At 45.9% G+C, this 21878-nt stretch carries 17 protein-coding genes, 1 tRNA gene and 1 pseudogene; 8 read left to right on the plus strand and 11 right to left on the minus strand.

The features are described 5' to 3' along the window. Positions 1-103 precede the first annotated feature (103 nt). On the minus strand, positions 104-1060 hold the full coding sequence (locus MMB75_RS20905; protein WP_016819441.1) for an ArsR/SmtB family transcription factor: 957 nt from the start codon (positions 1058-1060) through the stop codon (positions 104-106). Positions 1061-1334: 274 nt separating this feature from the next. Next, on the minus strand, positions 1335-2303 hold the full coding sequence (locus tag MMB75_RS20910) for a hypothetical protein (RefSeq protein ID WP_045245090.1): 969 nt from the start codon (positions 2301-2303) through the stop codon (positions 1335-1337). A gap of 143 nt (positions 2304-2446) precedes the next feature. Here MMB75_RS20910 and MMB75_RS20915 point away from each other — a divergent pair, with 143 nt between their 5' ends. The 3 genes from MMB75_RS20915 (at position 2447) to MMB75_RS20925 (ending at position 5320) form a co-directional block, all read left to right on the plus strand. Continuing rightward, entirely contained in the window at positions 2447-2920 is a 474-nt protein-coding gene (locus MMB75_RS20915; protein ID WP_045245089.1) for a GNAT family N-acetyltransferase, read from the plus strand. A gap of 86 nt (positions 2921-3006) precedes the next feature. Next, positions 3007-3639, plus strand: coding sequence for an NAD(P)-dependent oxidoreductase (locus MMB75_RS20920; RefSeq protein WP_016819444.1), 633 nt, complete (start codon positions 3007-3009; stop codon positions 3637-3639). 34 nt (positions 3640-3673) lie between these two features. Continuing rightward, positions 3674-5320: an NAD(P)H-hydrate dehydratase gene (locus MMB75_RS20925; protein ID WP_045245088.1), complete on the plus strand. Its 1647-nt coding sequence runs from the start codon at positions 3674-3676 to the stop codon at positions 5318-5320. On the opposite strand, the gene MMB75_RS20930 is transcribed toward MMB75_RS20925, so the two are convergent. Continuing rightward, a complete protein-coding gene (locus MMB75_RS20930; RefSeq protein WP_045245087.1) occupies positions 5304-5798 on the minus strand; it encodes a hypothetical protein in 495 nt (164 codons plus the stop codon). The two genes, MMB75_RS20925 and MMB75_RS20930, sit on opposite strands and share 17 nt — an antisense overlap. A 170-nt stretch (positions 5799-5968) precedes the next feature. Here MMB75_RS20930 and MMB75_RS20935 point away from each other — a divergent pair, with 170 nt between their 5' ends. After that, on the plus strand, positions 5969-6805 hold the full coding sequence (locus MMB75_RS20935; RefSeq protein ID WP_045245086.1) for an HAD hydrolase-like protein: 837 nt from the start codon (positions 5969-5971) through the stop codon (positions 6803-6805). 227 nt (positions 6806-7032) lie between these two features. Here the strand turns inward: MMB75_RS20935 and MMB75_RS20940 are convergent, their stop codons facing one another. The 3 genes from MMB75_RS20940 to MMB75_RS20950 form a co-directional block, all read right to left on the minus strand. Further along, entirely contained in the window at positions 7033-8787 is a 1755-nt protein-coding gene (locus tag MMB75_RS20940) for a methyl-accepting chemotaxis protein (RefSeq protein ID WP_045245085.1), read from the minus strand. 171 nt (positions 8788-8958) lie between these two features. Continuing rightward, a complete protein-coding gene (locus MMB75_RS20945; protein WP_016819449.1) occupies positions 8959-9990 on the minus strand; it encodes a ribonucleotide-diphosphate reductase subunit beta in 1032 nt (343 codons plus the stop codon). A 20-nt stretch (positions 9991-10010) separates the two neighbouring features. Further along, positions 10011-12344, minus strand: a complete 2334-nt coding sequence (locus MMB75_RS20950) for a ribonucleoside-diphosphate reductase subunit alpha (RefSeq protein WP_016819450.1) — start codon at positions 12342-12344, stop codon at positions 10011-10013. Between the two features lie 521 nt (positions 12345-12865). Here MMB75_RS20950 and MMB75_RS20955 point away from each other — a divergent pair. The 3 genes and pseudogenes from MMB75_RS20955 to MMB75_RS20965 all read left to right on the plus strand — a co-directional run. After that, positions 12866-13213, plus strand: coding sequence for an MTH1187 family thiamine-binding protein (locus tag MMB75_RS20955; RefSeq protein ID WP_016819451.1), 348 nt, complete (start codon positions 12866-12868; stop codon positions 13211-13213). Between the two features lie 73 nt (positions 13214-13286). Next, positions 13287-13358 (plus strand) — tRNA-Thr (locus MMB75_RS20960). Between the two features lie 66 nt (positions 13359-13424). Next, positions 13425-14045: pseudogene (locus MMB75_RS20965) on the plus strand (transcriptional regulator); the annotation flags it as partial. Positions 14046-14610: 565 nt separating this feature from the next. On the opposite strand, the gene MMB75_RS20970 reads toward MMB75_RS20965, so the two are convergent. Both MMB75_RS20970 and MMB75_RS20975 read right to left on the minus strand, forming a co-directional pair. Then, positions 14611-14958: a winged helix-turn-helix transcriptional regulator gene (locus MMB75_RS20970; protein ID WP_019685981.1), complete on the minus strand. Its 348-nt coding sequence runs from the start codon at positions 14956-14958 to the stop codon at positions 14611-14613. 160 nt (positions 14959-15118) lie between these two features. Then, the gene (locus tag MMB75_RS20975; protein WP_013369142.1) at positions 15119-15865 is read right to left on the minus strand and encodes an SDR family NAD(P)-dependent oxidoreductase; all 747 of its coding nucleotides are present in this window, start codon (positions 15863-15865) and stop codon (positions 15119-15121) included. Positions 15866-16356: 491 nt separating this feature from the next. Between MMB75_RS20975 and MMB75_RS20980 the strand changes: the two genes are divergently transcribed. Next, positions 16357-17565, plus strand: a complete 1209-nt coding sequence (locus MMB75_RS20980; protein ID WP_045245084.1) for an IS110 family RNA-guided transposase — start codon at positions 16357-16359, stop codon at positions 17563-17565. A 681-nt stretch (positions 17566-18246) separates the two neighbouring features. Here MMB75_RS20980 and MMB75_RS20985 read toward each other — a convergent pair. The 3 genes from MMB75_RS20985 to MMB75_RS20995 all read right to left on the minus strand — a co-directional run bounded on the left by MMB75_RS20985 (position 18247) and on the right by MMB75_RS20995 (position 21870). Then, entirely contained in the window at positions 18247-18672 is a 426-nt protein-coding gene (locus MMB75_RS20985) for a MaoC family dehydratase (protein ID WP_044787103.1), read from the minus strand. Positions 18673-19517: 845 nt separating this feature from the next. Continuing rightward, the gene (locus MMB75_RS20990; protein ID WP_045245083.1) at positions 19518-20615 is read right to left on the minus strand and encodes a GerAB/ArcD/ProY family transporter; all 1098 of its coding nucleotides are present in this window, start codon (positions 20613-20615) and stop codon (positions 19518-19520) included. Positions 20616-20643: 28 nt separating this feature from the next. Further along, a complete protein-coding gene (locus tag MMB75_RS20995) occupies positions 20644-21870 on the minus strand; it encodes a Ger(x)C family spore germination protein (protein ID WP_045245082.1) in 1227 nt (408 codons plus the stop codon). Positions 21871-21878 lie beyond the last annotated feature (8 nt).

Raw genomic sequence — 21878 nt, forward strand, 5'->3', positions numbered from 1 at the left:
GGTCGAAGGACCAGTAAAAGAGGATAAAGTAAAACACGGCGCTTTGTCTCCCAAGAAAGGCATGGGCAAAACGCCGTGTTCAGGTTTTGAAGGGGTCTAATGATTACTTGCTGCTCTCGCCAGCTTCTACCGTTGCTGTTTTGGTATGGTTTTCCGCAGGTTTGTAGTACAAACGGAACAGGATATCCTGGTTATAGTTACCGAATCCGGTACCGAACAGGGTTACCCCTCCAATATGCTGGGCATCATCCAAAATAGCGATACGGAATTTCCATTGCTTCTGGTCAATCAGCACGTCGCTTAGAGTCACATCGGATATCTGCTTGCCATCCATAAAGGTGCCTTCAGACGTAACGCGAAGTCTCTTAAGTAGGCCATACTGATTGATAAAATCAGGCCACCATGAAGGTGTATATTTACCACGATTATCCCCAAAATCCCCTGGACTGGTCCAAGTGCCCAAATTCACATCATTTAGGAAAAATGTGATGTCTGAAGGCCAATTATCATTGGTAAATGGGGCTTCTGATGATAATTCCATTGAAATTTCCAGTTCCTCAGCTTTTTGACTGGACAATAGGAAATTCGGCACTTTATAATCCATATACCCTTGGCTAAACCACAGAATTTTGGAATTGAAGCGCTCAGGGTCCAAGAATGAACGAGGCTCATCAAATTCTCCGATAATCTTTTCGACGGTGGCTAGACCGCAGGTGGACTGAATCTCAAAATCTGTAAAGTGTCCGACGGAAATCTCCGTCTGATGAAATTGCCGTACATCCTGCTGATAGCGTGGCATGGCGATTTCAATTTTGTCCGTAGCCAATGAGCATACTTTCTGAACCCCGCCTCGTCCGGGCAGCATTTTAGTCGAAATAATGGATGCCCTTTCCAGTTTCTTAACATGCATTGTCATAATCGCACTACTGAGTCCCAGCGCTTCCGCTAGCTCACGTATATTCATCGGTTTCTCCGCAAGCAGAACAATCATATTCAGCCGAACCTCACTGGCCAGCGCTTCATAAACGGGAAGTGATTTTTCAGAAATGTCCAGTTGCATAATTCCTCCAATTCTAACGCACATCATAAATTGATGGTAGTTTAACATATATGGATTTTTTTCAATATTCATACATATAAAACGATATGATTTACATTTATATAAACAATATACCCTTTCCTTGATCGCTGGCACAAGCCTAACCCGGCAAAAAGCCAAAAATTGTTCAAAAAACAGGACACCCCATGAACTCTTTCTTTGTGTGTTGGGATGTCCTGTGATGGTATGTGATTTGCGGGATGTATACGGGATCTATTTCAGGCGCACCTGGTGTTTAGGACCGCATATGTTCATCAGCCACAGAAGTATCAGCGGTTGTATCTTTGTCAGTTGTGTGTAATTCCTGGTGCTGCGAACCATCGGACTTCATCAAGCCGGGATGACCCACATAAGGACGATCACTTCGCGAGCGACCTCGGGTAAGTCGGAAGCCAATCAAGAACAGCACAAGCTGTGCAGCCAGTATGTAGGGAGATGCTTCTGGCCCGAGCCACTGAAACAGGGCGACAACGGCGATGACCATACACAACAGGCTTGTTGGGAAATGGGATGCCGTCACGTCCAGATCATTTTGTTTACGCAGGGTCATCAGACGATAGACATACAGCAAGGCGATTAAGCCAGAAACGAACCTTATCCATGCATACCCTATAAGCCATGAGGCAGATTGTGTGGTGTCGGGTAGACTAACATCGACATGACTGTAGGTTATCAGTTCTATAACCAATCTTGAGATTAACCAGACCATTCCCGCCAGCGCCAGCGGACCGGCCGCTGGGCGCAATAGTTTCCATAATGCTGTTCCCCAGCCTGGAGCATGGGATTCCAGTAGAACAAGTCGTCGTTCCTCGATCAGTTTGTTCATTTCACGCTCCAGTGATTTGAGAAGCAATTCCCGGCGGAATGGATCACATTCCCGAAGGGATGCTTGAACCTGCTCTTGAAGGTGAGGGGTCAAATAGGGGGCGGCCTTAGCCTCCTGAAGAGCATGGATTAGTCCATTCTGGTGCTGCTGCTTTTCACTGTTGTTGATCGCGTTCTGGGTAGCCGTTTGGAGATAACCAGCTAACCGGCCATAGATACGCAGTGATTCCTGTAATTCCTCGAGCCGCTGCTGACGCGAATTGCGAAGCTGGGCTGCACTGTGAACATACAGCCATACCAGCAAGGACAACGCCAGCAGGAAGGCGATCAGACCGGGTGAGATATATGCGGCTAATGCCGCGAAGTCCGTCGGGGACACCCGCAATCCCTCCTTCCATTGTTCTTTCTACACTATTGCACAGACCACACAGGCATTTCAAGGGCTTGTATATCTCTAAACCAAGAACTATGAAGTATTTTTTGGTAAAATAGACAAGATTACAGCAGGAAGGAAGATTCGGCATGAATAAAAAAATTGAATTTGCAACAGAACATCATGAGATATCGAATCAACCGTACGAGCTGCTTCGCGTAGATTACGCCATTCCAGCCGTCGAGGAATATCGGGCTTTACGCAAGGAGGCTGGTTTATCGCAAATTACGGAAGAAGCGGCAGCTAAGGGCCTGCCGAACAGCCTATTTACTGTAACGCTACGTCTTGGACAGGAATTGATCGGGATGGGCCGGGTGAGCGGTGATGGCGGTGTGTTTTTTCTGGTTACGGATATTGCAGTCAAGCCTTCCCATCAGGGGAAGGGCTATGGGCGTAAGCTTATGGAAGAGATTATGGAGTATTTAAGACGGGAGGTTCCGGCGGGCAGCTTTGCAACGCTGATTGCGGATAAGCCAGCCGACCGGTTATATGCGCAGTTCGGCTTCCAACTGGTCAGTCCGGGGTCAGAAGGGATGTACTGGCGCCAGCCGGGGGGACTGTAAGCTGAAAATCCCGTACGAGTTTGAGCTAGTTATAAAACGGATAATTAACAGTAAGAAAATTATAGATAGGAAGAAGGCAACTTAATATGAAAGTAATTATTTTTGGAGCGACAGGAACAATTGGCAAAGCGTTAGTAAAGGAAGCGATCAAGCGTAAGTATGAGGTGACGGCGGCAGTGCGCGATCCGCAACGAGTGACGGAGCAAAGTGAATATTTGACGGTGGTTCAGGCGGATATTCTAAACCCGAATTCCGTTACAGAGGTAGCCAAAGGGCACGATGCTATCATTAGCGCCTATGGTCCCAAGTTTGGAGCTGAGGAGGAACTGCTCGAAGCAACTCGTTCTTTACTGGAAGGAACACGGCGTTCCGGCGCGGAGCGCATACTTGTCGTTGGCGGAGCGGGCAGTCTGAAAACAGAATCCGGTGAGCGTCTCATGGATACCGCTGAGTTTCCGGAGGAAGTGAAGCCGCTGGCGGCTGCGCACGCTGATGCCCTGGAGCTGTACCGTGCTGCGGATGTAGACTGGACCTATTGCAGTCCTGCCGGAATTATTGAACCAGGTAAACGTACAGGACAGTTCCGTATTGGCTTGGATCATTTGGTGGTTGATGAATTAGGTCATAGTCGCATCTCTGTCGAGGATTATGCGGTAGCCCTGATTGATGAGTTAGTAGAAGGGGAATTTGTCAATTCCCGCTTTACCGTCGGATATTAATCAACAGGGATGGCTATATGGGAGGCGAAAAAGCATGTATATGGTGACCGCCGAACAAATGCGGCAACTGGATCGGTACACGATTAACAAACTGGGAATCCCGGCCCTGATCTTGATGGAAAATGCCGGGCGAGCAGTAGCTGACGAGGTACTGAAGCTTTGTGCGGAGAGACGTGGAACAAGCGATGGCATAAATGAGGTCACACACACAGGACCGGGGGATGTACCAGGACATGGCGGCGTTATACGGACGGATTCATCGAGCGGTGGGCAATATGGCGTACGTGAACGAGCACACTGGTATATCCTCGTAGGTAAAGGCAACAACGGCGGTGACGGACTGGTGGCAGCCCGCCATCTGACCGATGCAGGTCTGCGCGTCACCGTTGTGTATGCCGAGCCGCCTGCAACGCTGCGCGGTGAAGCGGCTGCCCAGCGCGATATCATCGCGGCGCTGGATATCCCGGTTATCCTCTATGGTCGGGATAACCTCGACCTGCGCGGTGCCTCTGGCATCGTCGATGCCCTGCTGGGCACAGGCACGCAAGGTCCACCGCGCGAACCTTACGCCTCGCTGATTCACGAGGCTAATGCCAGCGGCGCGCCGATCGTGTCGGTAGACGTGCCTAGCGGACTCGACGCCGACACAGGTGCGCTGCACGAGCCGTGCATTCATGCGCGTGTCACCGTATGCCTTGCCTACTTGAAGTGTGGGCTCGCCCAATATCCGGGCGCCGGAAACGCTGGTGATGTGGTGGTACGCTACATCGGTATCCCGCCCGGCCTTGCCCGTGAGCGTGGCGTGCAGCTGCGGCTCCTGACCAGCGATACGCTGCGCGACGCGCTGGACGTGGACGTCAGCCGCAGCCGTGTGCCGGACGGGCACAAGGGCACCTACGGCCACGTTCTGGTCGCAGGCGGAAGCCTGTGCATGAGCGGTGCGGGCCTGCTGGCCGCACGTGCCGCCTTGCACATAGGCAGCGGGCTTGTGACGTGGGCGGTGCCAGAAGCGCTGTTGCCACGCGTCATTGGCGCCGCACCAGAGCTGATGCTCGCTGCCGCAGCAACAGGCAGCGACGGCGAATGGAACGCCGACTCCGCAGATGAGCTGCTACAGCTCGCGCAGGCGCGCGATGTGCTGGCCGTCGGGCCTGGCCTCGGCCGCTTCGCAGGGGACACTGGCTGGCTGCGCCGCCTATGGGAGGAATACAGCGGTCCGCTCGTGCTTGACGCGGACGCCTTGAACATCCTCGCCTCGGCGGGGCCTGAGCTGGATGCATGGAAGTCGAGAGATGCGGCAATCGTGTTAACGCCGCATCCCGGTGAAATGGCACGTCTGCTGGGAATATCGACAGCGGAGGTGCAGCGTGACCGTATCACCCATGCCCGGGAGTACGCCCGGACACATGGAGTCACGCTGGTGCTCAAGGGAGCACGCACGGTCATTGCGTGTCCCGACGGAGCGACCTACGTCAATACCACAGGCCACGCCGGGATGGCGACAGGCGGTGCGGGCGATGTGCTGACAGGCATCATCGCAGGGTTGTTGGCCCAAGGCTTGAACGCTTCACAGGCAGCAGCCTTTGGCGTGTATCTGCATGGTGCGGCTGGAGAAACGGCCGCGCGCCATCGCCAGCATCCCGCCTCAGTGGTAGCTGGCGACATCATTGAAGCCCTATAATCCATAGCAGCAGTGGCAGGAGGAAGGCCAGCATGATCTGTACTCCATATTCACGGTTCAGCCAGTGCCTTCCGCCATAATAGAGCAGTGTAATCCCTGCACCTGCCATGCCGTTGCTCAACGAGATGCCCGTTCCAGCAGGCGACATCAAAGATCCTAGCAGAAGAAAGACACTGAACCCTACGGCAAGATATAGCGTGAACTGCTCAGGCTTGCGAAGCCAGGGTAAAAGATCACGTAGTGCATCAGCGGCAAGAGCCGCCGGAAGGGCAAAGCCATAGGCCCATAACTGCGCGGTAAGTTCACCGCTATTGCCTGCTATACTCACAGGCAATCCCGTTATTTCCTCTGTCAGATAGCAGTAGACCCATAACAGACCAAAAACCAATCCTCCACAGGCAAGCTTATTCAGCGCATAACAACCAAGCTCCATCCGCCAAGGCATTTTAGAATTAAATTCATTCCAAGGCTGTCTCATATTGCGACTCCCTCCTCATTTCAATCGGTAAATCAAAACCATTGAAGGAATTTATTCTCAATTACAATCCGCTTACCGTTTACGACATTTGAGTTTACGTTAGCTGTGTATCATGTTCCTAAGCAAAATAAAGATTGCGGATAGCCGCGGTACGGAAAGGCGGGGATTGCATGATACAGGCGGTTATTTTTAATCTGGAAAGTACATTGTTAGACCCCGGAGGTCGGGGCTTAATCCAGGGAATGTGCGACATCTTCAGATGGAAGGGTATACAGGTAACTGAAGAGCAGGTATCTCATGGACGGGGACTGCCCATCCGGGATCATATTGCGAATGTGCTCGGACTTTCAGAGGTTCGTAGAAAATGGTTGGAGTGCTTTGGTGCGCATCCTGGCAGAGTGGATATTGAGCATATTTATCTTGAGCTTGTCCCTGTTCTTCGCTCTTTGATCCAAGGGGCTGAGACTGCTGTCGGTATAGATAGGGCGTTGCAGGAGCTTCAAGATCGCCGCATTCAGTCAGGCGCTACTGCATCCTGCCCGATGGAAATGCTAAGTCATGTATTCACGCCTGCACAGTCACCCTATACGCTGGATTGTATGGTAGCCCCATGTGAAGTTTCGCAGGGGAGGCCTTATCCTTGGATGATCTATGAAATTGCACATCGCCTGCAGGTATTCCCGCTTAGCGATATTGTGAAGGTAGGAGACACAGCAGCCGATATGCAAGAAGGACGGAATGCCGGCGTTTGGACGATTGGTGTGTTGAACCATAACGAGAGTGCTTTGGCCGCGAACCACACTACAAGCTGTGAAGTGGACGATAGGGTAGCCGAGGAACGACGCAGACAAAGTATATATGGTTTGAAAAGGGCAGGGGCCCACATCGTGATGAACTCGGTCGCTGACTTGCCGCGTATTTTGCGTGAAATTGAAATGCTCCAGCATACGGGAGGCTATCCTTCTTATATGAAGCCGAAGAAAACAGCTGCGACTCCCCCATCGTGAGCATAACGGCTATAACTCCTAAGTGCTTATATAGACCTTTAGGTTATATATGTATGCATCTACCTGGATAAAGGTGTACTCAGCTCGGCTTTCTAACCTCAAAAGGAGCATTCGCTATGTTAGCGAATGCTCCTTTTGAGTGTACTCCTTTTCGTCTGTAAAATGACCCGTAAGATGGACACTTGATTGAAAGTGTCCATCTTACGGGTCACAGTTCACCGAAATCATTACTGGTCGGAATTTTTCACCCGGAACTGATCAGCATGGCGCTGTAGATTGTTGGAGAGTGTGGTCAGATTACGGGCTACTTCGGATAGTTCTTTTACTGCTAGGGCCTGCTTCTGTGCGCTTGCGGATACATCTTCTGTCATTCCGGCAGTTTGCTGCGCCGCGCTGGCTGTGTGCTTCAGATGTTGATCTACGCTGTGACGTACCTCCTGCATTTCTGTAGTCAATTGGGCCAGATGTGCAGCCAGTTCCTCAACTTCCTCTGATACCTGGGTGACTTTATCAACAGACTGTAGACATAATGCAATTTGTTTTTCTTGTTCATTGACAGTGTTTATATTTTCATCAAATTGATCGCCCATTTGCTCAATTTGCTCGACAAAACTACTTAAGATTTCGTCAATTTCACGAATAGATATGGCAGATTGTTGGGCAAGTTGTCCCATTTCATGAGCTACGACAGAAAAACCTTTACCAGCTTCCCCTGCACGCGAAGCTTCAATCGAGGCATTAAAGGATAAAATCTGCGTCTGCTTTACGATGCCCTGTACCTGCTGTCCAATGTTAGCTGCTTCGCGGGACTTTTCAGTTAGCGCGTGTGACATACGCTGCATTTGCTTGATTCGCAGAGCGCTTTCTCGTCCCTTCTCCAATAGCAGTTCATGTTCACTGGCTACCTGATTACGGACCTCATTGAGATGGCGCGCCGTATCCGTAAATTGGTGTACATGGCTTCCGACTTCATCCAGCGTTTGCCCTAAGCGGTCAGATTGCTGAACCGACTCTATCGTTTGATCTGCTTGGTTTGTAGATACATCGGCAATTTGTTGGAGTGTGCGGGACAGTTCCTCGGTTTGGTGAAGGGTTCCTTCTGATGTCACGACGATATTCTCGGATGCTTGCTGAAGTGTACTCGAACTGCTTTGAATGTCCACAATCATATTGGACATGGCTTCTACCATCCGGTTCGTCAAGCCGCTGATTTCACCTAGCTGATCATACGTAACTTGCTGCGATGTAGCCGTAAGATTGCCATCAGCTACTTGCTCCAGTGTATCTTTAATAAACCGCACTTGACGTAGTATTCGACGTGTTACCAGCATCATTGCCGCAATGGAAATGATCAGAATGATGGAGACCACAGGGATAACTAGCCGATAGGCCTCAGGCAATGTTTTCTCGTATACTTCAGTTACAGAGGCTAGGGATCTGTCGATTCCCAGATAGCCTATGATGGTTCCATCTGTATCTTTAATGGGTGTAAAGGAAGAAAACATCGTTCCCCAATCAGGGTCCGTTGTGATATCTGTAGTTACCGTCTCCCCTTGTTTCAATCTATCTGCCGTTTCTTTACGGGTAAAACTTACAGGACTTCCGAAAGGACTGTAGTCTTTGTCGTCCCAAGCAGCTCCGTCCACTGTAAGCTTCCACTCATCGCCAACACGATTGTACATATACATATACAGGACTCCGCTTTGCAGCCTGAGCGTATTTAACTCGTTCCGAAGTTCTTTATACTCATTGCTCTGCTCGGATGGATTCGTGTTTAAGCTTTTGACGGCTGATTTGTCCAGTAGCTTGGCCGTATTCACCGCCAACGCTTCATTGTTAAGCTGCATGGTTGATAGAGAAGCATTCTGAATAGATAGTTTGGTCGTCCACAGAATCATGACGCCAATCACAACTAAAGGAATGAGCAAGATGAAGTAGAGTTTGGATTGTAATCCCATTCTTTTTTTGACTTTGCTTTTCATAATATGCTCCTTACTATATTATTTCACCTTCCTATATATCGTGTTTAACTAGGAAAATATGAATAGTAATTCATATGTTTCATGAATTTTTTGCATATTTACGCAAGTTTCATCCCCATAGAAAAAAGCCTTAGCTCAGCAATAACCGAGTTAAGGCTTGTAGCTTATGATTTACAAATCGTCAAATCCATTGTCATCTCCGACCTTGCCATAATTGCGTGATTTTGCTTCAAAAAAGTCCGTTTTTGTTGCATTCAGCGCTTCATCGGAAAATGGCTTGATCCAAGGCATACAGTTTACATCTACACCTTCGTATGCTTTGTCCATACCCAGAAGTCTCAGGCGCATGTTTGCCATGTATTTGATATAATCGCTCAGCTCGTTCAAGTCAATGCCGCGAACCTCTTTGAGCGTGTAATGCGCCCAATTCGTTTCCAGTTCCACAGCGCGGTTGATCATACGATAGACATAGTCCGTATTTTCCTTGGTATTCAACTCAGGGAAATCAGCCAAAAGCTGCTTGAACACTTCGGCAAAGAAGTAGCAATGCTGATTTTCGTCGCGCTGAATATACGAGATCATCTGGCTGGTGGCCATCATTTTTTGGTCACGGGCCAAATTGTAAAAGAAAGCAAATGTACTGTAAAAGAATATGCCTTCCAGAATCAAATCCGCTACCATGGCTTGGAAAAAGGTTTGCGGGTTCTGCTCATCGCGGAACTCTTGATAAATGTCCGAGATGAATGTGTTACGCTCCAGCAGGACAGGATCATTTTTCCAGTATTCAAAAATTTCCTTCTGCTCCTGCTCTGATACCAGGGAAGACAGCACGTAAGAGTAGGACTGGTTATGCACGACTTCCTGTTGTCCGATAATGGCCGAAATAGCTTCCAGCGAGGAATCGGTAAAATATCGTTTTACATCTCCGACAAACATGGTTTGCATGGAATCCAGCACAGCTAGCAGGCCAATATTAATTTTGAATGTGCGCTGCTCTTCGGCATCCAGCATAGGGAATTGGGACGCGTCCTTGGACATCGGAATTTCATCTGGAATCCAGTGGTTCAGCAGCAGTACTTTATATAGTTTGTACATATGCGGCATCCGAATATCGTTCCAGTTCAGGATACCGGAGTTTTCGCCTTCAATAATACGGGTAGAGCGGTTAGGCGCTTCCGTGTTAAAAATCTTTTGTAACTGCATGAGAGCCTCTCTCCTTTAGTTTAGGATGCGCAGCTTTCGCATTCTTCAATCGTCAGTGCGCGGCTGCGTACATAATAGGTCGACTTCATACCCGATTTCCAGGCATGAATATGCAGCGCTAAAAATTCGGTAGCTTTAATATCTGGGCGTACATATAGATTAAAGCTTTGACCTTGGTCAATATGACGCTGACGTGCAGAAGCCATGTTGATTGAAGCGTGTTGATCCAGCAAGAAAGCTGTTTTGTAGTACCAGATGGTTTTTTCATTCAAATCTGGTGCAGGGTTAGCGATCTTGTAGGTTGTTTTCTCTTCATAGGAAAGCAACTCATACAGTGGATCAATACTAGCGGTAGAGCCTGCGATGATGGACGTGGAGCCGTTAGGCGCGATGGCGAACAGCCATGCGTTACGGACACCGTTTTGTTGGACTTCTTCCGCAAGCTCGCTCCACTCGGACGTAGTGACGAATTTGCCTTCACGTGTACCGTCTGTATAGCCACGGGAAGTGAAATAATGCCCGGTCGACCAGTCAGAACCCTCGAATTTGGCATAACGGCCTTTTTCTTTCGCCAGCTCCATGCTGGATTTTACGGCCAGGTAGTTAATTTTTTCATACAAATGATCATTATAGGTTACCGCTTCATCGGACTCCCAGCGGATGCCCTCAAGTGCGAGCAGATGATGCAGCCCAAATGTACCCAAGCCGACAGCACGATATTGGCTGTTCGTGTATTGGGCTTGCAGCACCTCAATGTTGTTGATATCAATAACATTATCCAGCATACGTACCTGAATCGGTACGAGACGATCCAGTACACCTGCTGGAACGGCACGAGCCAGATGGATGGAGTTCAGGTTGCACACAACAAAGTCGCCAGGAATTTTGGAGATAACGATGCGTGTTTGTCCGTCCTTGGTGACCAGTTCTTCTTTTTCCACTACCGTTGCAGATTGATTTTGCATAATTTCCGTGCACAGGTTGGAGGAATACACCATCCCATGGGCGCGGTTCGGATTAGCACGGTTTACTGTATCACGGTAGAACATGTACGGCGTACCTGTTTCCAGCTGTGATTTCATCAAACGCTTCATGATGTCAATGGCAGGGACCGTAATACGAGAGAGAATCGGATGCTGTGACGCCTCCTCATACTTCTCGCGGAAGGAGCCTGAACCGAAGGCTTCATCATAAAAATCCTCCAGTCCCAGGGGACGACCCTTGTCATCCTTCCAGCCCATCACCTTCTTCACTTCATGCGGACAGAACAGATTCCATTCGCCCCGTGCTTCGACCCGCTCCATGAACAAATCGGGCAGACATACGCCGTGGAACACGTCATGTGCACGCATCCGCTCATCACCGTTGTTCAGCTTCAGATCCAGGAACGCCAGAATATCCTTGTGGAATACGTCCAGATAAACGGCGATTGCACCTTTGCGTGTACCCAACTGGTCTACGCTAACAGCTGTATTGTTTAGCTGGCGAATCCAAGGGATAACGCCAGAGCTTGTATTTTTATGTCCACGGATATCGGAGCCGCGCGCCCGTACTTTACCGAGATATACGCCGATGCCGCCGCCCATTTTGCTAAGACGGGCTACATCGGTATTGGAATCGAAAATACCTTCCAATGAGTCGTCTACGGTGTCGATAAAGCAGCTGGAGAGCTGTCCGGCCACCTTTTTTCCGGCATTGGACATGGTTGGTGTAGCTGCCGTCATGTACATGTTGCTCATCGCCCAGTATGCTTCCTTGACCAGCTCCATACGCTTGTCGGCCGGCTCTTGATGCATCAGGTACATTGCGATAATCATGTAGCGTTCTTGTGGAAGCTCCATTACGCGTCCGTCAAAATCATTGGCCAAATAGCGCTCAGACAGCGTCAACAGTCCAATATAGTCGAACAGCAGGTCATTCTGCGGCATTATGGAATCGCCGAGCTCATCAATCTGCTCCTTGGTGTAACAGTCAAGCAGTTCCTGACGGTAGATTCCTTTTTGCACTAGATCGGTGATCAGTGGATAAAAAGCGCCGTAAGGTTCGTCTGCATAGGATTTGTAACGGCGGTGAGTAGCTGCTTTTTTATATAGGGAAGTGAGCAAAGCGCGTGCAGCGGCAAATTTCCAGTCCGGTTCTTCCTTACTAACCAGTTCTAGAGCAGCCATTGCAAATGCGTTGCTAATCTCATCTCCAGTGACTTCGTCCCGGCGGAGCTTACTAGTTACACCGCGAATGAGTCGATCTTTATCCAGCTTGTCCAGCCCGCTGAGTACACGGTCAGCATATACGGATATACGTATTTCATCAAAAGCCAACTGGCGATTGTTTGGTTTGGTTACGAGTTGTGGCATAGGATTAATTCCTCGCTTTCTTGATTTGGAATCATACTTAGGGAATAGGCATGAAAATGATCTGAGAAAAGAAACTGGTGAAAAAAGCGATGGTCAGACAGCATTTTGGGGCTGTATGTAATCCAATAACATAGAAATAGCGATGCGCCTGCCAATGAAGGGAAAAAAGATGGTTTCCGTAGGAATCATCGGCTACATCACTATATTTAGAGGTGTTATGAATATTTAACCCAACATATTGTGTATATAAACTTAAAATTTCAAATAAGTGCAAGGAGTATTATAGCAACATTCGAAGCCATACGTAAAGGAAAAGGAATGGAAAATCAAAATATGCAGAGAAGTCGCGGGCTGTATTTGAATTGAGACGGAGTGAACGGTACAATAAATGATAAAGATGTTTCCTACTAAAATAAGCCGTATACATATGGAACTTTTTTGAAGAACAAGGTTGCTTTATCGACTGAGTTTTTAGAATTTTAAAAAAGATGATTTTTTCAATTTAAAGGAGGAACTTGGTGATGGCCATTGCAGAAGTGACAGTAATCCCGATTGGAACGGGGAGTACGAGCCTGAGCGACTACGTTGCTCAAATGCAAAAAGTGTTGAAGACGCAAAAGGGAATTACCTATGAACTTACCTCTATGAGTACGATTATTGAAGGTTCGTTGGACGATGTGTTCACTGCTATTGCTGCGCTACACGAAGCGCCATTCCTAGCAGGAGCCAAACGCGTTTCCACCTCAGTCAAAATTGATGATCGCCGTGACAAGCCTTCCTCCAGTCGCCAAAAGCTGCGATCCGTCGCAGATAAGCTATCCGGAACCACGGCAGGGAATGTTACAGAATTAAATCCAAATCTTAGTTGATAAAGTTGATGTAAGTGATTGATTTTTATGTAACTAAGAGTATAATAGTTTTTGTTGTCAGTCACACTGACCTGCTGGTGTAGCTCAGGGGTAGAGCAACGCACTCGTAATGCGTAGGCCGGGGGTTCAATTCCCTTCACCAGCATCTTATAAAACTCAAGCACAGCGCGGCTTCCAAGCTTTTTGGAGGCTGCGCTTTTTTGTGATTTTGGACAATCAACAAGCTCTACAATATACATACGCCTATGCGGACTTGGATTGGGTTAGAGAGACTGATGATGATACCATCTATTGGGTAGAAATGTATCAAGATTGGGCACGATGCAATATTTATGTAAATAAGCTCTTGTCTGGAGATGTCAGCGTGCTCTCAGATTATGTCGAATACATAGCCGAAACAGCAGATACCATGGAAGGTGAGAAACTTTCAAAGCTGTTAAACGTTATGATAGCTGCTAATCAATATAATTTGGATGTTGATGATGTACTTTCAAGGTTTAAAAAAGACATTGATGCCTTTACTCAACTCCTGACATCTACTGATATGTACAGCCAACAAGTAGTACCCGACTACATTGCATGGTTTGGTTACGAACTGGCCTACTATTATTTAAACAGAGAAAGGTACAGTGATGGTTTTAAACAATTGTTATTTGCAATGGTAAAGTCACATATAATAAATAATGAGACTTACTTTATAAATTGTATTGGCTTGTTTATGCGTTTCCAAGTCTATGCGACTCCTGAAATCAAAACAGAGTTCTCCAATCTAATTGAAAAGGTGTGGGTAGGTAATGTTGAGAAAAATAGGACTGTTAATTGTTGCGAGTAGCTTTTTAGCTTTCATGACTGTACCTGGTATCCAGATTCTTGTACAGGTTGGAGGTTCTTAAACGTCATTAAAAAGCTCTGCTAACCTTAAGGTCGGCAGAGCTTTTTAGTTGAAAAATTGCTTACAGACGGACATTTAAGGCGGAACTGATATGAATCAACTTTAAATGTATGTTGAAAATAAAGTTTTGATAACTACAATAAAAGAAACAACGGTAGGCTAGGACGAGAAAATATGCCCTAGACTGTCGCTGCTTCATCTGTTTCATTGAACTAACGTTTCCCGTTAGCGTAATGGGTTCATTGTCATTAGCCTCAACCGCTTACCTGTTTGCTCAGACTCCTGGCAACAGCTGGGGCATGATGCTTTTGCCATAATCCAAGACGTACTTATTAATCTCTGAGACAAGTTTTGTGTCCTTAGTTTTGTAGTGCACCTTGTTAATTACGAAGTAACCTGTACTAGAATATTGCTCATCACTCGAAAACATCAACGTAAAACGATAAAACAAAAAAGCCGCTAAAATAGCGACTTCAAATGGGACTATGCTCTTGTCCCCCGACAGTTAATCCAGATACAAAATCTCAATCTCGCCCGGAGCGAAGGATTGCTCTGCGTAATTCCCCCCCCAATCACAAAGCGATCTCAAAATGGGTTCAAGTGATTGACCCAGTTCCGTCGTTGAATATTCCACCTTAGGCGGTACCTGATTGTACATCTTTCTGCGAATTAATCCGTCTGTTTCCAGTTCCCGAAGAGTTTGAATCAGCATCTTTTGCGATATATTATGAACGAGTCGCTTAAGCTCTCCCGTCCGTTTAGGTCCTTTTATTAAATAGTACAGAACAAGCCCCTTCCACTTTCCTCCGATAACCTCTAGTGTAACTTCCAGTTCACAGAAAAATGTTTTCATATCAATGCACCATCTCCCGATCTAAGAATATCCCCTTCATGTATCGCTTGATCCTTCAAGGATCACTGAAGGAAAAATTGAACGTTACATGGAGGGGATAATACAATCGCATTTAAGTTGATTTAAAAATCTTTGTCGTTTGAAAATTATTATGTCCTGGTTAAACTTGAGCTACTCCGCCATCTACGAATAATTCAACGCCGTTCATATAGCTGCTTTCATTAGAGGCTAGGAACATGACAGCATTGGAGATCTCTTCAACCTGCCCCACTCTGCCGAGCGGGATATCATTTTTTGCCTGTTCCAGTAAATGATCTAGTTCAGAGCCAAATAACTCATCGTACGCCGGCGTTACGATTGTTCCCGGACTAAGGATGTTTATACGAATTTCGGTCCCTCTCATATCAAGAATCCAGCTGCGGACGAGCTGTCTGATCGCTGCCTTGGATGCACCATAGATACTAAACGCTGGCATCCCCGTCGAGCCAGCAGTGGATCCCGTTAGAATAATCGAACCTCTTTTATTTGGAAACAAAGCTAATGCCTTTTGTACTGTAAAGATGGTTCCTTTCACGTTGACATCGAAAGTCTTGTAGTATTGTGCTTCTGTAATTTCTCCTAATGGAAGAAATGACCCTAGTCCGGCATTTGCAAAGAGAATGTCCAAGTGTCCCTTTTCTCGCTTAACTGTTTCGAATAATATATCTAGATCTTCCGATTTAGATATGTCACCTCGGACACCTGTAACATTCTTTCCGATCTGCTTTACTGCTTCATCCAGTTCACGTTGTCTGCGTCCCGTGATAAAAACGTAAGCCCCTTCTTTTACGAACTGTTGTGCCGACGCGAGACCGATGCCGCTTGTACCTCCGGTTACAACTGCTACCTTCCCGTCAAATTTCCCCATTCTATTACACTCCTTTATAATGATTTATATGGTATAGAATGCTCTGTCTGTTTCATGAACCTCCTATGAACGATAGTATGGGGGAAAAGTTACAAGAAAAATAGTACCCACTTTTTTGTGATATAGTCACCAAAAAGTGATAATTGAGGCGGCACAAGCGTTTGTTTTTACAGCCTAACAGATGGAAGTGAGCTCCATTAATTACTCACCACATGATACCATGTATTTGAACTATCCTGCCCGTTCGTATTATGAGATCAACCAGTTCTTTCTGGTTGATCCTTTTTTCATTTGCATAGAGGATTAAGGTAGCCTGGTCGAACGTACCTGCCCGTGGGACTTGATCCCGAGCGCTATAGTGTTCGCCCTACTTGTCATGACCATGATTGAGGCTGGTTGGGACGTAAGATCCCGTATAACAAGCGATGCTATGGAGCGACAAGAAGAACCTTAGGGATGCCGGGGAACCTAAACTTACAGGGAGAGATGAAATGAATCCAGTTGTCGGTCTAGATATTTCAAAAGAAGAAAGTCATGGACAAGCCTTTTTAGCGCGCGGAAAGCCCTTCAGAGGGAAATTCCACTTCGAGCACACTCGTGATGGCCTAGCAAATTTACATCAAGTTTTGAAGGATGTTGAGACTGCATCCAAACTACGTCCTCTGCTTATTCTAGAAGCAACCGGCCATTACCAAAGTCCCGTTGTTCAGTTCCTAGAAGAACATCACTACATTTGCATTATCATTAATCCGCTCATCTCAAATCGGCTTAGAAAGTCTCAACTTCGTAAAGTAAAGACGGATGCTGCGGACGCTTACCTATTGGGAGAGTTGTACTACAAGGAAGAGTTTGAACCTTTTAAAAAAAGAGGTGTGCAACTTCTCAATCTGCGCTATCTTACAAGACAGTATGAGTCCCTTTCAAAGATGTGTGTACAGACGAAGCTGCAATTCCAAGCCGTTTTAGATCAGGTTTTCCCAGCTTACAAAGGCGTCTTTGGAGCTATGTATTCCCGTATTTCACTATGGTTTTCAAGTAAATTTCCAACCTCATATTCAGTTTTGCAGACGGATGAAATTACACTCAAAGCTAAGATGAAAGAACTACTTTCTTCGAAACGGGGGCGTTCAGAGGGCTGGATTAACCAACGGGTTCAGCGACTGCTAGACGCGGCAAAGCAAAACCCATTTCAGCAAACCATGTATGCAAGCCACTTAATCAATTTGAAAGTTCTTATCACCCTTATTCTTCAGTACCAAGAGCATCTTGCTGAACTGGAACAGAACATAGATGCTCTGGCTGAAGAAATTGAAGAGTATGAATTAATTCAGTCGATTCCCGGTATTGGGCATAAAATTGCTGCAACAATTTTATCTGAAATTGGAGAGATCGACCGATTTGATCATCCTAAAAAGCTAGTGGCTTTTGCAGGCATTGACCCGAGTGTCTTTGCTTCCGGTAAATTTACAGCAACTCGAAACCGAATCACGAAACGTGGTTCCAGGCAGTTGCGTTACGCACTGGTAATGGCTGTCCAGTGTGGGCTTATACGCTCCCGAAATATGCGACTCAAAGCGTTCTATGATCGCAAGAGAGCAGAAGGAAAACCACATAAAGTAGCTCTAATCGCATGTGCAAATAAGCTCATCCATTGGCTTTATGCAATCTTGAAAAACAAAAAGGAATTTCGTCCAATTTAAAAGATTATCATTGGCATAACCTTCCAAGGCACAACGGAAATTGGAGGGTTATTTGGCATGCTCATTTTAACTATACCACATGATTTAGAATCACTTTACTGGTAATCTTGACAAGCTATTAGCTGGTATAGCTTAACGTCGCGGTTCAGCCTACAGTTTTCAGCAGGCGACCGTAGGATGCTGCTATGAAGGATCTGGAGATGAGACGGAGGGACTTGAGACCATTAAGGCATCTGCCTTGTACTTGTTGGCTCAATTATTTTCTTCTACCAAATCTTCTACCGAAATACGGATATCTGTAATACCTGACGGAACCCTATTTATTGTTGGGTAGGCTATAGGAGCTTTGTAAAACCCATCAAAACTCTATTTCGACGCACTCGTAATGCGTAGGCCGGGGGTTCAATTTCCTTCACCAGCATCAAACATGTATAGATAGACCCTATTTATTACCTCTAATTGATTTAAAGGTACCAGATAGATATTATCTGGTACCTTATTCTTTTATATATTAATTTAGTAAGAAAGGTGTTCCCCTTTTAATGAGAAGCACCTTTTCAAAATACTTTAAAACTTTTTGAATTTGTGGCTCTTCCAAACCGTTTTTATCTAATCCGGAAGGTTCAGCAGTGATTCCTTTATCAAGTGTCTCCTCAACAAAGGATAGAACAGCCTTTCATTTTATTTATTAACTAAAGCAGACAATTCACCTTCAAAGACTTTCTCTTCTTTGTCATTAAAAGTGGTCAGCAAAACAGTAACTATTCCTGTTTCACTTCGTTTTTCCCTAAGCTCAGTCACCTCCACAATTGTATGTAATTCATCTTCCGGGTACACGGGTTTTATAAATCTGATATTGTTAAAAGCAGTTCCCGCAATGACATCGTCACCATAAATACCTGTTTCAACCCAAAGCTTAAAAGAAACTGCTAGCGTTTGGATTCCTGAGGCGATGATTCCATTAAATCTTCCCCGCATTGCTTTATCTTCGTCCAAGTGCATGTATTGCGGGTCGAACTCAGCTGCAAATCTCTTGATATTCTCTTTAGTTATCTTTATGGACTTGGTTTTAAATGTTTGTCCGACAAAAAAATCATTAAATTTCATAAATGTACTCCTTTGCTGAGATTATGTGCTGGGTGGACTCCATTTAAAATTTATGGCTTGATTATAACACTTGATAATAGTACTTAGTACTAATTATATAAATATGCCCATTTAGAAAAAACACTAGAATATATTGTAGCGACATCAGCGACTAACGAAAACGAGAAGATATCAAATCTGCTCAATGTTATAATTGCCGTAAACCAATGTAGCATAGATGTAGAAGATATACTCCTCGATTTGAAGCGGAGATTAATTCGTTTTCTGAACAGCCTTTATGATTATCGCGGCTAGCTTTTTGTTGTTTATTGTAACTGTGCCTAATCAGGCCTTTAACCACCACCATCGTATCCAGCCTCAAGTTACCGTTGGAGGAGTTTAAACGTAAGCAAAGCAAATCCCCGCTAACCTGAACTGGTCGGCGGGGATTTTTGTTGAACAATCTAAGGACAGTATGTTGTACAGTACCCCTTGTACAAATTTATGATTCCCAGAAGTGAAAAATTTATGTGTAATTAAAAGCAATGCTGCCTTACAAATAATACAAAATAAGCTGTCTGGTGCACTTCAATGATATGAAGGTCTTTTAGTTTTATTTTAGAACAGAAACAGCTACAATTATCGCTGCTGTCTCCTTGTGCTTATTGAGCATCGTTTCCCGCAAGCCCAATAGTTGATGGTTATTAACCCCGCTTATTAACCAAAGGGAAAAATAGGCAACTTCTCGAAGTCTGGTCTTTAGTGCACTGATATGCTTGACCTCTGGTATAGGCATGCATGTTTCTATTTCTACTGACCACTTCAACCGTTGCGGCAAATCAACATGTTCGTGACTACAGCAGCTGCTAATTATAAGCCCTTTTCTTCTTCTTCCGGATTAGCATGGTCAGGAAAAGGAGGACAGGCAGTGCAATCTGAAAGATAGGCCAGATCTGAATCAAAGCTACATGGAGACCGAACCACAAAAATTCAGTTAACCTTGGGGAGAGAAACGTAAGAGCATATATGATGATGCTTAGCAACAGTAACGCAGGCTTATATCTAAAGGGGGTTATCGTTTGAAGTCCAATGACGGCCCCATACATAAATCCAGCTGTTTTGACTCCGATTCCAATAAATAGAACCATCGAAAACAGGACATCAGCTCTCTCAACGATCTTGGGAAGATGAATTAGTTGAGTAACCTCAAATAAGGGATAAGTGCTTGAGGCTGCCCATTCCGGACCTAGAACCAGGATTGTTAGTTCATTCATTACAATAAGGAACACAGCAGTGATCCAGTAAGCAATGACGATCGACCGCTGTAATTTACGTTTATCCGTGACAAGCTTGAACAGCACAAGAAAAAGAACCGTCTGCCCGAAGGGAAAGGACACGATCTCGGGAATGGCAGCCTTCACTACGGGAGTTAAACCGTTCTCCAGTGCAGGAAACAAAAATTCAAAGTGAATAAGTCCTGTAAAAGGAGTAAGCAATAGTAGAATGCCGTAACCCAAAGCCAACAGAAGCAGAAATATATGACTTGCAAGGAACCAGACTCTCGGTCCAAACCGTACCCCATCAGCACAGACAATTAACGCTATAAGCGTAATGACTTCAGTAGGGGTTTTGTTCAGCAATGTCAATGCACCGAGCTCACCAATGTCCCTGACACTCCTGGAAGCTTCATAAGCAAAGTAACTGATGAACAAAAGCCCACCCAGACTACCAACCCATTTTCCCCAATAATGGCATAGAAGCTCATACAAATCCCGGTGTGGGTCAAGCTTATGCATGTATAAGTACATCATAAGCAGTACGAAGCCTGCAAGTGCACCGATCAACATGGCTAGCCATGCATCCTGCTTGGCTTTACCCCCCAATAGGAATAACGTTGTACTGCCTACCTGAAACAAGGAAAAGGCGATAGCTAACCCGGATACCTTGGTGACGGTTTTATTCATACTGTTTAAGCCCCTTTATACAAATGGGTTAGGATTGACTTCCGATATGCTTCTGTAGGAGTCCAGGACGTTGAATCCGTGCTTCCACTCGAATGTCCAGTTCTATCTTCTTAAACTCCTGATCCCAGTTGCTTTTCACAGTCTCCCACTCCCCTGGGAACTTCCGGTGAATTCGATCAGCAAAACCAGTTGCGTCTACACCAAGTTCCTGAAGTTTAGCCCAACCCTCATTTATCGTACTGGTCACTTCTTTAGCAATCTCTTCTTCCAGATCATGCATGGTCTGCGTCTTGGACATATCCTTAGTGCATGTAGTTTCATTTAAAGTCCCGTTAATTTTCACTCTAACCTGCATAGTGTAATGAGAACTCGTTTTTCTGGGTGTAAGCTTTACATTAGCAGAGTTTACTAGTATGGAAGAGTACATTTCCCTACCTGGTTGTTCGCTGCATGGGAACGAAATTTCGGTGTTGTTAACCTTTTGAGACAGGTAAGATACACCCAGACTCTCTTCCTTGCCGAGAAACCCTTTGAGCTTTCCGTTTTGGAATATCGCCAATTTAGTTAATGCCAGCTTGAGCGGGGCCGAGGTTTTTTTGAAGACATCCAGACTCTCTGCTTCCTTCTCATCCTGATAGTCCCTTTCTCCGATCATCTCGGCGACAGGTACTCCAATAGATTTGGAATCCGAGTCCATGCTTAATACGAAATCATAAACCCTAACCTTTGGAAACACCGATAAAATATCGCTCTCCTTATCGACCAATTCAGCCATGGCGGCGCCTTGAAGTTTATCAGGCGGCAACAATTTCTTTAATAGATCGGATGCTAGTCCATCCGTTACAATCATATTTACCATCTCCCTCGCTTCTGTATTACGAAGATAAAAATCGATTAAACGGTCCATTCCTTTCTCAGCCGCTCTTTTACCGATAAATACAACACGATTATGTGCTAAGTAAATTTGTCTTGATGTTTTCAAATTGCTGTAAGATAAGGCCTGGTTATAGGTTTTCGACTTTACTGAGAATACATGGGATGCCGGTTGAGAAGACCCTCCCGTTCCTCCTCCGATACCACTTGCAAGGGCGGAGGGAACAATAATCTGATAGGACATCATCCACTTTCCGTCGTCCATCATATCTACTCCTGTAGCCGCAGTTACCCACAGCTCATTCAGTTCGACTCGGTTCCAGCAACCTGCCAAAATGAATAATATGATCAAGGCCAAAATAAACCTGCCTAATTGGGACATATCGGTTC

The organism is Paenibacillus sp. P2(2022), assembly GCF_029522175.1.
In the GTDB taxonomy this organism is placed as follows: domain Bacteria; phylum Bacillota; class Bacilli; order Paenibacillales; family Paenibacillaceae; genus Paenibacillus; species Paenibacillus polymyxa.

Bases quoted from the DNA above. Each gene is read 5' to 3' on its own strand.
- MMB75_RS20905 (WP_016819441.1), bottom strand. From the start codon at position 1,060: ATGCAACTGGACATTTCTGAAAAATCACTTCCCGTTTATGAAGCGCTG.
- MMB75_RS20915 (WP_045245089.1), top strand. From the start codon at position 2,447: ATGAATAAAAAAATTGAATTTGCAACAGAACATCATGAGATATCGAAT.
- MMB75_RS20920 (WP_016819444.1), top strand. From the start codon at position 3,007: ATGAAAGTAATTATTTTTGGAGCGACAGGAACAATTGGCAAAGCGTTA.
- MMB75_RS20925 (WP_045245088.1), top strand. From the start codon at position 3,674: ATGTATATGGTGACCGCCGAACAAATGCGGCAACTGGATCGGTACACG.
- MMB75_RS20930 (WP_045245087.1), bottom strand. From the start codon at position 5,798: ATGAGACAGCCTTGGAATGAATTTAATTCTAAAATGCCTTGGCGGATG.
- MMB75_RS20935 (WP_045245086.1), top strand. From the start codon at position 5,969: ATGATACAGGCGGTTATTTTTAATCTGGAAAGTACATTGTTAGACCCC.
- MMB75_RS20940 (WP_045245085.1), bottom strand. From the start codon at position 8,787: ATGAAAAGCAAAGTCAAAAAAAGAATGGGATTACAATCCAAACTCTAC.
- MMB75_RS20945 (WP_016819449.1), bottom strand. From the start codon at position 9,990: ATGCAGTTACAAAAGATTTTTAACACGGAAGCGCCTAACCGCTCTACC.
- MMB75_RS20950 (WP_016819450.1), bottom strand. From the start codon at position 12,344: ATGCCACAACTCGTAACCAAACCAAACAATCGCCAGTTGGCTTTTGAT.
- MMB75_RS20955 (WP_016819451.1), top strand. From the start codon at position 12,866: ATGGCCATTGCAGAAGTGACAGTAATCCCGATTGGAACGGGGAGTACG.
- MMB75_RS20970 (WP_019685981.1), bottom strand. From the start codon at position 14,958: ATGAAAACATTTTTCTGTGAACTGGAAGTTACACTAGAGGTTATCGGA.
- MMB75_RS20975 (WP_013369142.1), bottom strand. From the start codon at position 15,865: ATGGGGAAATTTGACGGGAAGGTAGCAGTTGTAACCGGAGGTACAAGC.
- MMB75_RS20980 (WP_045245084.1), top strand. From the start codon at position 16,357: ATGAATCCAGTTGTCGGTCTAGATATTTCAAAAGAAGAAAGTCATGGA.
- MMB75_RS20985 (WP_044787103.1), bottom strand. From the start codon at position 18,672: ATGAAATTTAATGATTTTTTTGTCGGACAAACATTTAAAACCAAGTCC.
- MMB75_RS20990 (WP_045245083.1), bottom strand. From the start codon at position 20,615: ATGAATAAAACCGTCACCAAGGTATCCGGGTTAGCTATCGCCTTTTCC.
- MMB75_RS20995 (WP_045245082.1), bottom strand. From the start codon at position 21,870: ATGTCCCAATTAGGCAGGTTTATTTTGGCCTTGATCATATTATTCATT.